Source organism: Massilia sp. Bi118, assembly GCF_918697865.1.
Taxonomy (GTDB): Bacteria; Pseudomonadota; Gammaproteobacteria; order Burkholderiales; family Burkholderiaceae_D; genus Telluria.
This window is the reverse complement of the sequence record NZ_CAKKMV010000001.1, coordinates 322,077-336,804: the sequence shown is the minus strand read 5'-3', so window position 1 is coordinate 336,804 and position 14,728 is coordinate 322,077. Positions and strand designations below refer to the sequence as shown.

Annotated in this window: 8 protein-coding genes; 4 read left to right on the top strand and 4 right to left on the bottom strand. The window is 64.3% G+C overall.

The annotated features are described in order from the left end of the window. Positions 1 to 16: 16 nt before the first annotated feature. Both LQV39_RS01445 and LQV39_RS01440 read right to left on the bottom strand, forming a co-directional pair. Positions 17 to 1,336: an MFS transporter gene (locus tag LQV39_RS01445; RefSeq protein WP_374199396.1), complete on the bottom strand. Its 1,320-nt coding sequence runs from the start codon at positions 1,334 to 1,336 to the stop codon at positions 17 to 19. Positions 1,337 to 1,601: 265 nt separating this feature from the next. Beyond that, positions 1,602 to 3,425 (bottom strand): DEAD/DEAH box helicase, encoded by a 1,824-nt coding sequence (locus LQV39_RS01440; protein WP_230019841.1) that lies wholly within the window; start codon positions 3,423 to 3,425, stop codon positions 1,602 to 1,604. A 118-nt stretch (positions 3,426 to 3,543) separates the two neighbouring features. Here LQV39_RS01440 and LQV39_RS01435 point away from each other — a divergent pair, with 118 nt between their 5' ends. Continuing rightward, a complete protein-coding gene (locus LQV39_RS01435) occupies positions 3,544 to 4,443 on the top strand; it encodes a LysR family transcriptional regulator (protein ID WP_230019840.1) in 900 nt (299 codons plus the stop codon). A 95-nt stretch (positions 4,444 to 4,538) separates the two neighbouring features. Next, on the top strand, positions 4,539 to 4,958 hold the full coding sequence (locus LQV39_RS01430) for a cupin domain-containing protein (RefSeq protein WP_230019839.1): 420 nt from the start codon (positions 4,539 to 4,541) through the stop codon (positions 4,956 to 4,958). On the opposite strand, the gene LQV39_RS01425 is transcribed toward LQV39_RS01430, so the two are convergent. Both LQV39_RS01425 and LQV39_RS01420 read right to left on the bottom strand, forming a co-directional pair. Beyond that, positions 4,909 to 6,438, bottom strand: coding sequence for a tryptophan halogenase family protein (locus LQV39_RS01425; protein ID WP_230019838.1), 1,530 nt, complete (start codon positions 6,436 to 6,438; stop codon positions 4,909 to 4,911). The genes LQV39_RS01430 and LQV39_RS01425 overlap by 50 nt on opposite strands. Positions 6,439 to 6,516: 78 nt before the next feature. Next, positions 6,517 to 9,306: a TonB-dependent receptor gene (locus LQV39_RS01420; protein WP_230019837.1), complete on the bottom strand. Its 2,790-nt coding sequence runs from the start codon at positions 9,304 to 9,306 to the stop codon at positions 6,517 to 6,519. Between the two features lie 528 nt (positions 9,307 to 9,834). Here LQV39_RS01420 and LQV39_RS01415 point away from each other — a divergent pair. Both LQV39_RS01415 and LQV39_RS01410 read left to right on the top strand, forming a co-directional pair. After that, a complete protein-coding gene (locus tag LQV39_RS01415) occupies positions 9,835 to 11,709 on the top strand; it encodes a glycoside hydrolase family 13 protein (protein WP_230019836.1) in 1,875 nt (624 codons plus the stop codon). 90 nt (positions 11,710 to 11,799) lie between these two features. After that, complete coding sequence (locus LQV39_RS01410; RefSeq protein WP_230019835.1) at positions 11,800 to 14,718, top strand: esterase; 2,919 nt, start codon at positions 11,800 to 11,802, stop codon at positions 14,716 to 14,718. The last annotated feature ends 10 nt before the right edge of the window (positions 14,719 to 14,728 follow it).

The following is a 14,728-nucleotide window of genomic DNA, read 5'->3' as shown; positions in this document are numbered from 1 at the left end:
GAAATGGTGGCGCAGCTTACTTCTCGGCTTTGTCGGTGACGAACAGCGTCAATGCCGCCGCCAGCACCATGCAGGCGCCGCCCAGCACCAGGGTCAGCACCGTGTGGCCGCCGAAGAAGTGCTTGGTGAAGAAGCCGAGCAACAGGCCGCTGACGATCTGCGGGATCGTGATGAAGAAGTTGAAGAGGCCCATGTAATAGCCCATGCGGTTGGCGGGCAGCGCGCCGGCCAGGATCGCGTAAGGCATGGTCAGGATGCTGGCCCAGGCGATGCCGACGCCGATCATCGGCACCATCAGCATAGCCTTCTCGTGGATGAGGAACAGGCTGGCCAGCGAGATGCCGCCGATGGCGAGGCAGATCGTGTGGCAGGCCTTGCGGCTGGTGGCGCGCGCGAGAATGGGCAGCAGGAAGGCGGCCAGCGCCGACACGCCGTTGTACACGGCGAACATCACGCCGACGTAGTTGCCGGCTTCCTGGTAGGCGACCGACTGGGCATCGACGGTGCCGTAGACATTGTCGGCGATCGCGGTGCCGGTGTAGATCCACATCGCGAACAGCGCGATCCAGCTGAAGAACTGGACGAAGGCCAGCTGCACCATGGTCTTCGGCATCTGGCCGAGGCCCCCGACGATCTCGCGCAGCGCCACGCCGAAGCTGCGTGCGTGCTGGCGCTGGGCCTTGAAGCTGTCGAGGTCCGGCGGCGGCAGCTCGGTGGCCGTGAACACGGTCCAGCTGACGGCGGCCAGGAACACCGCGCCGCCCACATAGAAGGAATAGCGCACGGTATCCGGAATCGCGCCGTTCACCGGCACGTTGGACACGCCCAGGTAGTCCGAGAAGAACATCGGCAGCAGCGAGGCGATCACCGCGCCGCAGCCGATGAAGAAGGTCTGCATCGCGAAGCCGGCGGTCTGCTGCGAGGTATCGAGCTTGTCGCCGACGAAGGCGCGGAAGGGCTCCATCGACACGTTGATCGCAGCGTCCATCATCCACAGCACGGCCACTGCCATCCAGACGGCGGCGGAATTCGGCATCAGGAACAGGGCCAGCGCGGCGAAGATGGCGCCGAGGAAGAAGAAGGGACGGCGGCGGCCCCAGGTCGGGTGCCAGGTGTTGTCGCTGAGGTAGCCGATTACCGGCTGCACCAGCAGGCCCGTGACGGGCGCGGCGAGCCAGAACAGCGCCAGGTCGTCGGGCGAAGCGCCGAGGGTCGAGAAGATCCGGCTGGTATTCGCGTTCTGCAGCGCGAAGCCGAACTGGATGCCGAAGAAGCCGAAGCTCATGTTCCACAGCTGCCAGAACGACAGGCGCGGCTTGAGCGAGTGAGTGTGCATTTCCATCTGTGTCCCCTAACGGTGCCTGGACTGGTGCCAGACTACCTCCATGTAGCAAAGTAACATGGGCATTGTAGAGTGTCAATCCAGACAATGCCTAGGGCGGCGATGAAATCGTGTAGTTAAACAACAGACGATTCGCGTCGTCCCCGCGAAGGCGGGGACCCAAGTTCGTTGAGCTGCCACCTGCGCTTGAGCCAGGGGCTACTCGGCAAACTTGGGTTCCCGCCTGCGCGGGAACGACGTTAACAGTGTAACGACAGGATCAGCCCTTCTTGAAAGGCTTCTTCTCCCCAAACTTCTTCTTCGGCGCCGCCTTGATCGGCTCCTCGCCATCCCGCGTGATGTTCAGCTGGCGGCCCGCCACCCACACCTTCTGCAAATGCTGCAGCAGGTCCTGCGGCAGGTCGGCCGGCATGTCCAGGGTCGAGTAGTCGTCGTAGATCTCGATGCGGCCGATTTCCTTGGACGGGATGCCGCCCTCGTTGGCGATGGCGCCGACGATGTTGCCCGGCTTGACGCTGTTGGCGTGGCCGACTTCGATGCGGTAGGTTGCCATACCCGGTTCCGGCGCGCGCATCACGCGCTCCTTCTTGAAGCTCTCGCGCGGCTGGGCGAAACCTTCGCGGGTCGGGCGCGCCGGGCGCTCCTCGCTGCCGAAGCTCTCGCGGCCGAAGCTTTCACGGCCGGCGCGGGCCGGACGCGCATCGTCGCGCCATTCCGGACGCGGCTCGCGTTCCTTCCACTCTGGCTTCGGCTCGCGGTCCGGCTTCTCGATCAGCAGCGGCTCGTCGCCGCGATTCAGCTTGGCCAGGGCGGCGGCAATGTCGATCGCCGGCACATTGTGGTCGCGCTCATATTCCTCGATGAGGTTGCGGAACATCTCCAGGCCGCCGGCGGCCAGCGCTTCGCCGATCTGGTCCTTGAACTTCGCGATGCGCACGTCGTTGACGGCCTTGATGGTCGGCAGGGTCAGCTGGGCGACCGGCTGGCGGGTGGCGCGCTCGATCGCCTTCAGCAGGCCGCGCTCGCGCGGAGTGACGAACAGGATCGCCTCGCCGCTGCGGCCCGCACGGCCGGTGCGGCCGATGCGGTGGGTATAGCTTTCCGGGTCCGAGGGCACGTCGTAGTTGATCACGTGGCTGATGCGCTCGACGTCCAGGCCGCGCGCGGCGACGTCGGTGGCGACCAGGATGTCGATCTTGCCATTCTTGAGCTGCTCGATGGTGCGCTCGCGCTGCGCCTGGGCCAGGTCGCCGTTGATGGCGGCGGCCGCGAAGCCGCGCGCCTGGAGTTTACTCGCCAGTTCCTCGGTGCCCAGCTTGGTGCGGGCGAAGATGATCATGCCGTCGAAAGGCTCGGCTTCGAGGATGCGGGTCAGCGCTTCCAGCTTCTGCAGGCCAGCCACCAGCCAGTAGCGCTGGGTGATGTTGGTGGCGGTGGTGGTCTTGGCGGCCACCGTCACTTCCTTCGGCTCGCGCAGGTAGGTGGTGGCGATGCGCTTGATCTGCGGCGGCATGGTGGCCGAGAACAGCGCGGTCTGGCGCGTTTCCGGCGTCTCCTGCAGGATGCGCTCGACATCGTCGATGAAGCCCATGCGCAGCATCTCGTCGGCCTCGTCCAGCACCAGGGTTTTCAGCTGCGACAGGTCGAGCGTGCCTTTGTCGAGGTGGTCGATCACGCGGCCCGGGGTGCCGACCACGACTTGCGCGCCGCGGCGCAGGCTCGCGAGCTGCGGACCGTAGGCCTGGCCGCCGTAGATCGGCAGCACGTGGAAATTCTTCAGGTGCGCGGCGTAGCTCTGGAAAGCTTCGGCCACCTGGATCGCCAGCTCGCGCGTGGGCGCCAGCACCAGCGCCTGCACGGCGGGGTTCTTGACGTCGATGCGCGACAGGACCGGCAGCGCGAACGCCGCGGTCTTGCCGGTGCCGGTCTGGGCCTGCCCGAGGATGTCGCGGCCTTCCATCAGGAGCGGAATGGTGGCGGCCTGGATCGGCGAAGGCGTCTCGTAACCGACGTCCTTCAGCGCTTTCAGGATCGGTGCGGGGAGGTTCAGGTCGGCAAACGTCGGGAGCTGGGTGTCATGCATGTAGGAAATTCTCTTAAAAATTCAAGGCAATCCTACAGTTTACTCTTTCGCGGGCTTGGAAGCCCGGATTATTTGCTGCCGATGCACCCGGAATACGACGCTGCTACACTCCCCAGCCATGGCCCGTCCCGACTTCAATCACCTGCAAGCCTTCATCCTTGTCGCCCGCGAACGCAGCTTCACGCGCGCCGCGGCGCAGCTAGGCGTGTCGCAGTCGGCGCTCAGCCATACCATCCGCGGACTCGAATCCCGGCTCGGCGTGCGCCTGCTGGCGCGCAGCACGCGCGGCGTGGCGCCAACCGAGGCCGGCGAAAAGCTGTACGCCTCGCTGGAGCCGCACTACGAGGCCATCGAAGCCGGCCTGAACGCACTGGGCGAAGCGCGCGACAAGCCGGCCGGCACGATCCGCATCACAACCCACGACCATGCGGCGTCCACCATCCTGTGGCCGAAGCTGTCGGTGGTGCTGGCGGCCTACCCCGACATCAAGGTCGAGATCGGCATCCACTACGGCCTGATCGACATCGTCGCCGAGCGCTTCGACGCCGGCGTGCGCACCGGGGACCAGGTGGCGCGCGACATGATCGCGGTGCGCATTTCGCCGGACATGAAGCGGGCCGTGGTCGGTTCTCCCGCCTACCTGGCAGGCCGGGCGCTGCCGCAGACCCCGCAGGAACTGACGCGCCACAACTGCATCAACCTGCGCCTGGCGACCTACGGCGGCCTGGCGCCCTGGGAGTTCAGCCGGGACGGCAAGGAGCTGCAGGTGCAGGTCGAGGGCCAGGCCATTTTCAACACGACGCCGCAGAAGCTGCAGGCGGCACTGGACGGCGCCGGCCTGGCCACCCTGCCCGACGACATGGTCGAGGAGCACGTCGCCACCGGCCGGCTGGTGCGGGTGCTGGAAGACTGGTGCCCTACCTACCCCGGCTACCACCTCTACTATCCGAGCCGGCGCCAGGCCTCGCCGGCCTTCGCGCTGGTGGTCGATGCGCTGCGCTGGCGCGGCGATTCGTGAAATTTCCTCATATCGGCATTGAGTAAGAGCCGCCTATTCTCATGAGTCGTTGCTGGCTATAGTGGCAAGTCTCCGGCACAACGAAAGGAATAAGCATGCAACTCAAACGTGTGGGCTCGCAGCCCTCGATGAAAGGCCCGGAAGAATACTTCACCGGCACCGTGCGGATCGATCCGCTCAACAGCGCGCCGGCGCCCTCGCGCGTGTCCTGCGCCAGCGTCACCTTCGAGCCGGGCGCGCGCTCGGCCTGGCATACCCACCCACTGGGGCAGACCCTGGTCGTCACGGCCGGCTGCGGCTGGACCCAGTGCGAAGGCGAAGCGATCGTCGAGATCCACGCCGGCGACGTGGTCTGGTGCCCGCCCGGCCATAAACACTGGCACGGTGCCTCGCCAACGACCTCGATGACGCACATCGCCATCCAGGAAGCGCTGGATGGCGTGAACGTGGTGTGGCTGGAGAAAGTCAGCGATGAGCAGTACCTGGCTGGCCCGCCGCAACAACCGCCTCGATGAACTTCTGATGGGTCGGCATGACATCCACGCATTTGCCGATTACACGCTCGATATCCCCGAGCATGTTGCGCAGCTCCTTTTCTTCCATCAGGTCGACCAACGGGTTGTAGCCGGCCGGGCGCACGCCCTGGCCGTGCAGTACCTGCTGCCAGCCGATCGGCGTGAACAGCTCCTCGTTCTCGCGCACTACCCGGCCTCGGGACTTGTACAACTCGACCTTGCGGCGCAGCGTGTCCGGGATGTCCATCGTGCGGCAATGGTCCCAGAACGGCGTGTCCGCGCGCTCCGTAGCGTGGTAGTGCAGGATGATGAAGTCGCGGATACGCTCGACCTCGAAATCGCACTGGCGGTTGAACTCGTCGATGTCGGCCTGGTGGAAGCCGGTGTCCGGGAAGAAGGCCAGCAGGCGCGAAAGGGTCGACTGGACCAGGTGGATCGAAGTCGATTCGAGCGGCTCGAGGAAGCCCGAAGACAGCCCGAGCGCGACCACGTTCTTGTTCCATACCTTGTTGCGCTTGCCGGCCGTGAAGCGCAGCAGCTTCGGCTCGGCCAGGGCCTCGCCGTCCAGGTTCGCCATCAGGATGCCGGCCGCCTCGTCGTCGCTCATGAAGCGGCTCGAATACACGTGGCCATTGCCGGTGCGGTGCTGGAGGCCGATGCGCCATTGCCAGCCAGCCGGCCGCGCGGTGGCGGTCGTGTAGGGCTGCAGCTCGCCGGACAGCGCGCAGGGTGCTGCCCAGGCACGGTCGCACGGCAGCCAGTGGCTCCAGTCCTGGAAACCGGTCTTCAGGGTCTGCTCGATCAGCAGGCCGCGGAAGCCCGTGCAATCGAGGAACAGGTCGCCGGCCACCACCTCGCCGCGCTCGAGCACCACCGACTCGATGAAGCCATCGCCAGGGCGCTGGCGGACTTCCACCACCTTGCCCTCGGTGCGGCGCACGCCAAGCGCTTCGGCGTACTTGCGCAGGTAGCGCGCGTACAGGCCGGCGTCGAGATGGAAGGCATACATGATCTCGGCCAGCGGTGAATTCGGAGTTTCGCTCGATGGCCGCATGAACTTGTTGGTACGCGTCGCCATCCGGTTGATCGAGTAGTGTTCGAGGTCGGGAGCAATGCCTGCCTGCCAGGCCTTCAGCCAGTACTGGAAGAAGTCGACCGTCCACAGGTCCTGGCCGAAACGGCCGAAGCCGTGCATGTAGCGCGCGCCGGGACGGCTCCAGTCCTTGAACTCGATGCCGAGCTTGAAGGTGGCTTTTGTCTCGCGCACGAATTCGTCTTCGTTGATGCCGAGGACGTCGTTGAAGAGGCGGATCATCGGGATCGTCGATTCGCCGACGCCGACGGAGGAAATCTCGTCAGATTCGACCAGGCGGATGGCGACTTTGCCCTGCAGCAGGCGGGCCAGCGCGGCGGCGGCCATCCAGCCGGCGGTACCGCCGCCGACGATCACGAGTTGTTGAATTGGAGTCTGTGTAGTCATGGTTTGCAGGATACAAAAAAACCCCTTGCCGGGATACCTGGCAAGGGGCGTTGTCAGCGTCGAGCCAACAGCATGATATTACATCTTGTAGTTCAGGCCGAACAGGATGCTGCGGCCCAGCGGACGGTCTTCGATGACGTTGTCCTTCTTGTCACGATAACGCTTGAAGTGCGAGTTCGACATGTTGTTCATCTGCAGCAGGAACGACAGGTTCTTTGCCGGACCCGACTGGATCTCATAGCCGAACTGCAGGTCGAGAACCTTGGTGCCTTCGATGAAGGTCAGCTGGCGGTCACCGGTGTTGGTGGCAACATCGCCGATGAAGTCGCCACGATAGGACTCAGCCGCACGTGCCGAGAAACCGTTCTTCTCGTAGTACACCGTCAGGCTGGCGGTGCGCTTCGACAGGCCTGGCAGCGCCATGTTGCCACCGGTGCCGTTGTCGGTCGTGTTCGGAATCGCCACCGAGCTGGCGTTTTGCGCCACGTTGGCCACGACGCCGAAGCCGTCCAGGTAACGGGTCAGGACTTTCAGCGGCAGCGAAGCAGCCAGCTCTACACCCTTGATGTTGCCGCCCGTGCCGTTCATCGGCGTGTTGAAGGTACCGGTCGTCAGAGGCGCCCCAGTAATCGGGCTCTTCGGTACGAACCCACCCACCAGATACGGGGTGAAGTCCATGGAGGCATCGGTGTTGATGATGTAGCTGTCCAGCTTACGATAGAACACCGCGGCGCTCACGTAGGCCTGGCTGTCCCAGTACTTTTCGAACGACAGGTCGGCACCCTTGGCACGGAACGGCTTTACCCGTGGGTTGCCGCCACTGCCGCTGAGCATATCTTTGGACGCATCGTAGCCGAAGCCGCCCGAAGCACGCATCTGCTGCAGTTGTGGGCGCGCCATGATCTTTTCCAGCGAGAAGCGCAAGGCTTGCTGGTTGCCCAGGTCGCCGATCAGGTTCAGGCTAGGCAGCACGTCGTTGTAGCTGGTACCGTCGGTAACGGTAGCGGTCGGGCGGTGCAGGTCGTCCGAACCCTGGATCTTGTCCACCGAGAAGGCGGTCGATTCCTGCTGGGTGTGGATGTATTGCAGGCCGGCCGAACCGCGCAGCGGGATGCCGAAGGCCTGGGTATCGATGCCCAGCTTGGTGAACGCGGTGTCGACTTTCTCGCGCACCACCCAGTCCTTGTTGTAGATGTCCGGGTGCTGCTTCGCGCTCACGGTGTAGACGCTGTTCAGGGCGGCGACCGGGTCGTAGCTGACCACGTTGATGCCGGTCAGGCCGGCCACCATCGTGCTGCTGCCCGCCGGGACCGGCGCGGTTGCGAAGCGGCTGGTGTCACCCTTGATCGACAGCAGGCCTTCCTGGTACGAACGGGTCTTCGAACGGTTCGACAGGTTCACGCCGGCGGAGAACTTGCTGAAAGGCAGGCCTTCCGGCAGGTCGCGCGACACATCGAAGCGCACAGCACCCAGGCGGTCATACACGTGCGGGAACTTGACGTAACCGGCCTGGATGTCGGTGCCGCCCCAGCCCTGCGGGTCGGTCAGCACGATGTTGGCCGGATTGCTCAGGTCAACGCTGCTGGTGTAGCCCAGGCTGCCGCGGGTGAAGCCGATGGTCGTCGGGTTGTTCACGGCCGTCGAAGCGTAGGTCTCGAGGTTGACGCCTTCGCGCTTGGCGTCGTTGAACGACAGGTCGAGCGACGCGGTCCAGTCCTGGTTCAGCTTCAGCTTGTTGTTCCAGCCGATCGAACGGGTACGGTCGTTCCAGACTTCGTTGTCGTTACGGATGATCGGACGCACGTTGTTGACCGAACCGCTCATCACGTTGCCGCCCGAAATGACCGGGTTGACCAGGGTGCTTGCCGCGTCGTACACGCTGCCGCCGTCGTTCAGCGGCATCTGGATGCCGACGTTGCGGGTGCTGCGGTCATACTGCGAATAGAACAGGTCCAGCGTGCTGGTGAACTCGCGGCTCGGACGGAACTCGACCACGCCCATCAGGCCGTTACGCGCCTGACGATAGGTCTCCGTGAACCCTTCCGCGCCATTTTGCGGGATGTTCACGGTCTGGCCGTTGTAGGTCGTCGTGCCGCCACCCCAGCCATTGAAGCGGCTGTTGGCCGGACCGGTGCCCTGCAGACGGGCGAAGCCGAATGCGATACCGATTTGACGGTTGGCGAACTGGTCGATGTAGGACCAGGTGAAGCGGTTGCCGCTGCCCTTCGAGTAGTCCAGGCCCAGGCCGCTCTTTTCGCGGCGGTAGTTGACCGCCATGGTGCGGCCCTTGAAGTCCAGCGGACGCACGGTGCGCAGGTCGACGGTGCCCGACAGGCCCTGGCCGACGACGGCTGCGTCGGGGGTCTTGTACACGGTGACGCCAGACAGCAGCTCACCCGGGTACTGGTCGAATTCGATGGTGCGCGAGTCGCCGGTCGAAACCTGTTCGCGGCCGTTCAGCAGGCCGGTCGAGAAGTCGCCGGACATGCCGCGGATCGAGATGATCGATGCGTTGCCGTGCACGTCGCGCTGCGTGGTCACGCCCGGCAGGCGCGCGAGGGATTCTGCGATCGACTGGTCCGGCAGCTTGCCGAGGTCTTCAGCCGAAATCGCTTCGACAATGGAGTCGCTGTTCTTCTTGACGGAGATCGCCGCCTCGATGCCGCGGCGGATACCCGTCACCTGCACGGTCTGGATCGCGGAATTGGTAGCGCCGGTCGCGGCTGCGTCCTGGGTGCTGGTTTCCTGCGCGAGCGCGGCGTGGCTGGTCAGCGCCATGAAAACGGCGCAGCCTGCTGCGACGGGGCTGAGCTTGAATGCGATGGTGCCCGGCACAGTGCGCGCCGTGCGCTTATTGATAAGGTTCATTTGTCCCCTCAAATCGTACAAATCTATGTTTTTTCCCGAAAACACTAGCCGGAGAGCCATCACTACGGGAGCCAAGAAGCAAACGTTTCTTAGACGTTCTGCCAACGATTCTGTACTAAAACTAGATGCACTGTCAACGAGACTTGTCCGGGACTACGGGAATCTCGGATTTTTACGTGGTTTTCTAAGAGTGAAGGCGAATATCGTTGTATTCGAGCTACAAAGGGTGCATACAGACGATGTAGTCGTACTACAAACGGCTTACTTTGCACCAACAGTGCTTGCTTTTGCACCGTCCTGGTGCAAATTTTCGTAGTAGATTTTCAGCTTATGTCAAGGTATGCGCTCGACACGCTGTATTTATGCTGCTGAAATGCTGTAGCAAAACTAGAGATTTACCTGGTCATTATCGTTGAAGCGCCATCCTCACTGTAGTATTCTCGGGGCAACAATGCAAATCCGGCAGCTTTTTCAGGACACTTCTGTCCGCCCGCCGATGTAGTTGCGCTACTTACGGAGACGCTTTCCATGCCCGCCCCCTTCCGCCCCACCCTGTCCAGCATCCTCATCCTCATCGGCGCCGCCCTGTTCGCCACCGGCACGGCTTACGCCCAGGCGCCCGCCATCGACCGCGTGGAGCCGCCCTTCTGGTGGGCCGGCATGCACGACCAGCGCCTGCAACTGATGGTGCACGGTCCCGCCATCGCCGAGCTCGAACCGGCGCTGGATTACCCGGGCGTGCGCATCGCCCAGGTGACGCGGGTCGCCAACCGCAACTATGTGTTCATCGACCTGGTCGTCGGCGAGAAAGCGGCGCCGGGCAGCATCCGCATCGATTTCCGCGGTAAAGATGGTGGCCACAGCGCCAGCACCACCTACCGCCTGCTGGCGCGCGAGAACGGCTCCGCCCAGCGCAAGGGCTTCGACACCCAGGACGCGATCTACCAGCTGATGCCGGACCGCTTCGCCAACGGCGATACGAAAAACGACAGCGTGGCCGGCCTGGCCGATAAGCTGGACCGCAAGCTGGGCCACGGCCGCCACGGCGGCGACATCCAGGGCATGATCGACCACCTCGACTACATCCAGGGCCTGGGCTTCACCCAGCTGTGGCCGACGCCGCTGGTCGAGAACGACATGCCGGGCGCCTCCTACCACGGCTACGCCGCCACCGACCATTACAGGATCGACCCGCGCTACGGCAGCAACGAGGATTACCTGCGCCTGTCCCGGGAAGCGAAGAAGCACGGCATCGGCCTGATCCAGGACGTGGTGCTCTCGCACATCGGCAAGAACCACTGGTGGATGAAGGACCTGCCGACGCCGGACTGGATCAACCACCCCGGCAAGTTCGTGAGTACCAATCATCACCGCACCGCCGTGCAGGACCCGTACGCTTCGAAGGAAGACGCCAGCAACTTCACCACCGGCTGGTTCAGCCCGGGCATGCCGGACATGAACCAGACGAATCCCCTGGTGGCGAACTACCTCATCCAGAACAACATCTGGTGGATCGAGTACGCCGGCTTGAGCGGGCTGCGGATCGATACCTTCGGCTACTCCGACGGCGCCTTCCTGACCGAGTACACGAAGCGCCTGATGGCCGAGTACCCGCAGCTGAACATGGTGGGCGAGGAATGGAGCAAGCTGCCGGCCGTGGTCTCGCACTGGCAGCGCGGTAAAGTCAACTTCGACGGCTACGTCAGCTCGATGCCGAGCATGATGGACTTCCCGCTGACCGAGGCAATGCGCACGGCGCTGGCCGACAAGGACGGCAAGAACATCTTCAGCGACGTCTACGAAACCCTGTCGCTCGACTACCTGTATCCGGACCCGAGCCGCCTGGTGCTGTTCGAGGCGAACCACGACATGGCGCGCATCTACAGCGTGGTCAACGAAGACTTCGACCGCTACAAGATGGACATCGCCTTCGTGATGACGATGCCGCGCATCCCGCATTTCTATACCGGCGACGAACTCTTGATGACCAGCGAGACCAGGCACCGCGACGACAACAGCTACCGCCACGACTTCCCCGGCGGCTGGGCCGGCGACAAGGTCAATGCCTTCACTGGTGCTGGCCTGACGCCGCGCCAGCGCGAGGCGCAGGCGTTCGTGAAGAAGCTGGTCAACTGGCGCAAGAACAGCCCCGTCATCCATCGCGGGAAGCTGATGCACTATGGGCCGGAGAACAATACCTATGTCTACTTCCGTTATGACGGGCAGAAGAAGGTGATGGTGGCTTTCAATGCCAATGACAAGGAGGTGGTGCTGGATGCTGGGCGCTTCCGGGAGATGTTGTCGGGGGTGGTGTCGGGTACTGATGTCCTGACCGGCAAGACCTATTCTTTGAAAGACGAAATCCGCTTGCCGGCCAAGGCGACCTGGATCCTCGAGATTTGACGTAGGGTGGGGTAAATCAGTCCGGGGGACTGATTTACGTGCACACCATGTAGCCAACGATTTGGTGGGCACGGAGTGCCCGTTCTACCTATGAAACCATCTGCTCTTCTCATCGCGGCCCTGCTCGCGCAATCCATCCCGGCCATCGCCGCGGAAGCCCCTCCCCTGCGCTACGACATCTACGTCCGCGGCGCCTTCAACGGCTGGGGCACGGACAACCAGCTCGCCTATAAAGGCAAGGGCATCTACGAAACCGACATCCTGGTCAGCCCCGGCAACCACGCCTTCAAGATCGGCAGCAAGGACTGGAACGCCGAGTGGGTTGCGAATCCTTCGGCCAGCGTAGCGGTGGCGCTCGGCACAAGCTACCCGCTGGCCCTTGAAGCCGGTCCCGAGGACTATCTGTTCACCAGGCAGACTGCCACCTTCCGCTTCCGCGTGGACGTGTCCGACCCTGCGAAGCCTGTGCTGAGCGTGAGCCGCGTCGAGACGCCGGCGTCTGGCCCGGCTGCCGATCCGCACGCGGGCGCGGGCGCGACGGCATCCCTGAGCTTCCCGACCTGGGACGGCAAGCAGGAGACGGCGCGCTTCTCGGTGCAGGATCCGCAGGCACCGCTGCGCAGCTACGCGCACTCGACCACCATGCAGCTGCGCGACCCCGGTCCGCAGTACACCACTTATAAAGAGGATGCGACGCTGCCCCAGGTCCGCAGCGGCAACCTGGCATTCGACGCCCTGTTCGCGCTGGCGGCCCACGAGATGCGCCTGGACTCGGTCAAGGAAATCCGCGACGGTAACTACAACGGCAACAACGCCATTCCCTGCGACTGCTTCGAGACCGGCGAGAAGTGGCACTACGTCTGGACCCGCGACCTGTCCTATGCCGCCGACCTCGGCCTGGCGATGCTGGATCCGCAGCGGGTGCGCAATTCGCTGCTCTTCAAACTGTCCGGCTGGCGCGATGGCATCCAGCAGGCGCCGCAAGTGGCCGGAACAAAGGACGGCCTGCAGATCGCGCAGGACACAGGCAGCGGCGGCAGCTGGCCGGTCAGCACCGATCGCATCACCTGGGCCTTCGCCGCCGAGGAAGTGCTGAAATCCCTGCCGCCCGCCGAGCGCCCGGCCTTCGCCGCCGCCGCGCTGAAGGCGCTGTCGAATACGATCGACAACGACCGTATCGCCGCCTTCGACAAGGCCACCGGCCTGTACACGGGCGAGGAATCCTTCCTCGACTGGCGCGACCAGAGCTACGCTTCGTGGATTCCGGAAGACCTGGCCTCGATGGCGAGTAGCAAGGCCCTGTCCACCAACGCCGGCCACTACAAGGCCCTCACGCTGGCGGCCATGCTGGCGCACGAACAGAAGGACGAGGCGCGTGCGAAACGCTACGCCGAATGGGCGCGCGAACTGAAACGCGCGATCAATGCCCGCCTGTGGCTCGAGGACGCCGGCATGTACAGCAGCCTCACCGCCGCCCACTTCGACGGCGCGCCGATGCACAAGTTCGACTGGCTGGGGCAGTCGCTGGCCATCGTCACCGGCATCGCCGACGGCAAGCGCGCGCAGCGCATCCTGGCCAGCTATCCGCACGGCCCGATGGGCGCGCCGGTGATCTGGCCGCAGCAGCTCGACATGCCGGTCTACCACAACCGCGCCATGTGGCCTTTCGTGACGGCCTACGGCCTGCGCGCCGCTGTGCTAGGGCGCAACGTGGCGGTCGCCGACGCCGCCTACGATTCGCTGATGCGCGGCGCGGCGCTTAACCTGTCGAACATGGAGAACCTGGAGTGGCTGTCCGGCCAGCCTCTGCTGCTGGACGAAGCCCATCCGAAGCTGATCGGACCGGTCATCAACTCGAAGCGCCAGCTGTGGTCCGTCGGCGCCTATATCGGCATGGTGGTGCGCAACGTTTTCGGCGTCTCGGCCACCAACGAGGGCATCGCCCTGCAGCCTTTCGTCACGGCGAAGCTGCGCGGCGGGATGTTCGCGGCCGCCAACGAGATCGCGCTCACCAACCTGCGCCTGCAGGGCCACGCCCTCAACATCAAGCTGCGCCTGCCCGCGGTGGCCGGCAAGGAGGCCAATGGCGTGTATGCCGTCGAGCGCATTCTCCTGAACGGCAAACCGGCCGGCGCGAATATCAAATGGAGCGAACTCACGGCCGACAACCAGGTCGAGATCGTGCTGGGCAAGCTCGACGCCGGCGAACAGGCGATCCGCCGCGTGAACGCCGATCCCTACGTCGAGACGCCGGCGGTGTTCGGGCCGCACGAACCGGTCATCGCCGATTTGAAGCGCAATGCAGCCGGCAACGCAATGCTGAGCATCGAAGCGAAGGACACCGGCAAGCTCCACTACAACATCTACCGCGACGGCAAGCTGGTGGCATCGAAGCTGCCGGCAGGCCTCTGGACCGACCGCCGCGCCAGCGCCACCGCCTGCTACGCGGTCGAAGCGGTATTCGAAGGCTCGGGCAACCGCAGCCACCACAGCCGCCCGCGCTGCCTCGATGCCGGCGTCGAAATCCCGGCAACCGATCCGCGCGTGAACGCAAGCGTCGCACTGGCCGGCCCCTCGCCGCGCTTCGACGAGCCGCACCTGGCCAATTGGGGCAAGCCGCAGGACCGCTTCAGCGTCAGGGATATCAAGCTGCCGGATGCCGGCGGCTACGCCGTCCAGGTCCGCTACCACAACGGCGCCAACCAGGTGAACCTGGGCATCAGCGGTGGCGTAAAATGGCTCGCGGTGAAGGATGAGTCCGGCGCCATCGTCGCGCAGGGCGTGGTGCAGCTACCGCACGCGCGCATCGAGAAAGCGCATACGCCCATCGTGTATTCGACGCCGCTGGCGGCCCGCCTGAAGGCAGGCCGTGCGTATCGGATCGAGATGAGCGACTTCTATAACATGAGCTACCTGCAAAGTAACAGCAGCTTCAGTGCGGCCGGCGGCGCCGAGGGGACATCCAACCGCTTCGACATTTATGGCGTGCGCCTGCTGCGCGTGCGCTGACACGGGAAAC

Excerpts from the sequence above, each read along its gene's own strand:
- LQV39_RS01425 (WP_230019838.1), bottom strand. The coding sequence starts at position 6,438 with ATGACTACACAGACTCCAATTCAACAACTCGTGATCGTCGGCGGCGGT.
- LQV39_RS01420 (WP_230019837.1), bottom strand. The coding sequence starts at position 9,306 with ATGAACCTTATCAATAAGCGCACGGCGCGCACTGTGCCGGGCACCATC.
- LQV39_RS01415 (WP_230019836.1), top strand. The coding sequence starts at position 9,835 with ATGCCCGCCCCCTTCCGCCCCACCCTGTCCAGCATCCTCATCCTCATC.
- LQV39_RS01410 (WP_230019835.1), top strand. The coding sequence starts at position 11,800 with ATGAAACCATCTGCTCTTCTCATCGCGGCCCTGCTCGCGCAATCCATC.
- LQV39_RS01435 (WP_230019840.1), top strand. The coding sequence starts at position 3,544 with ATGGCCCGTCCCGACTTCAATCACCTGCAAGCCTTCATCCTTGTCGCC.
- LQV39_RS01430 (WP_230019839.1), top strand. The coding sequence starts at position 4,539 with ATGCAACTCAAACGTGTGGGCTCGCAGCCCTCGATGAAAGGCCCGGAA.
- LQV39_RS01440 (WP_230019841.1), bottom strand. The coding sequence starts at position 3,425 with ATGCATGACACCCAGCTCCCGACGTTTGCCGACCTGAACCTCCCCGCA.
- LQV39_RS01445 (WP_374199396.1), bottom strand. The coding sequence starts at position 1,336 with ATGCACACTCACTCGCTCAAGCCGCGCCTGTCGTTCTGGCAGCTGTGG.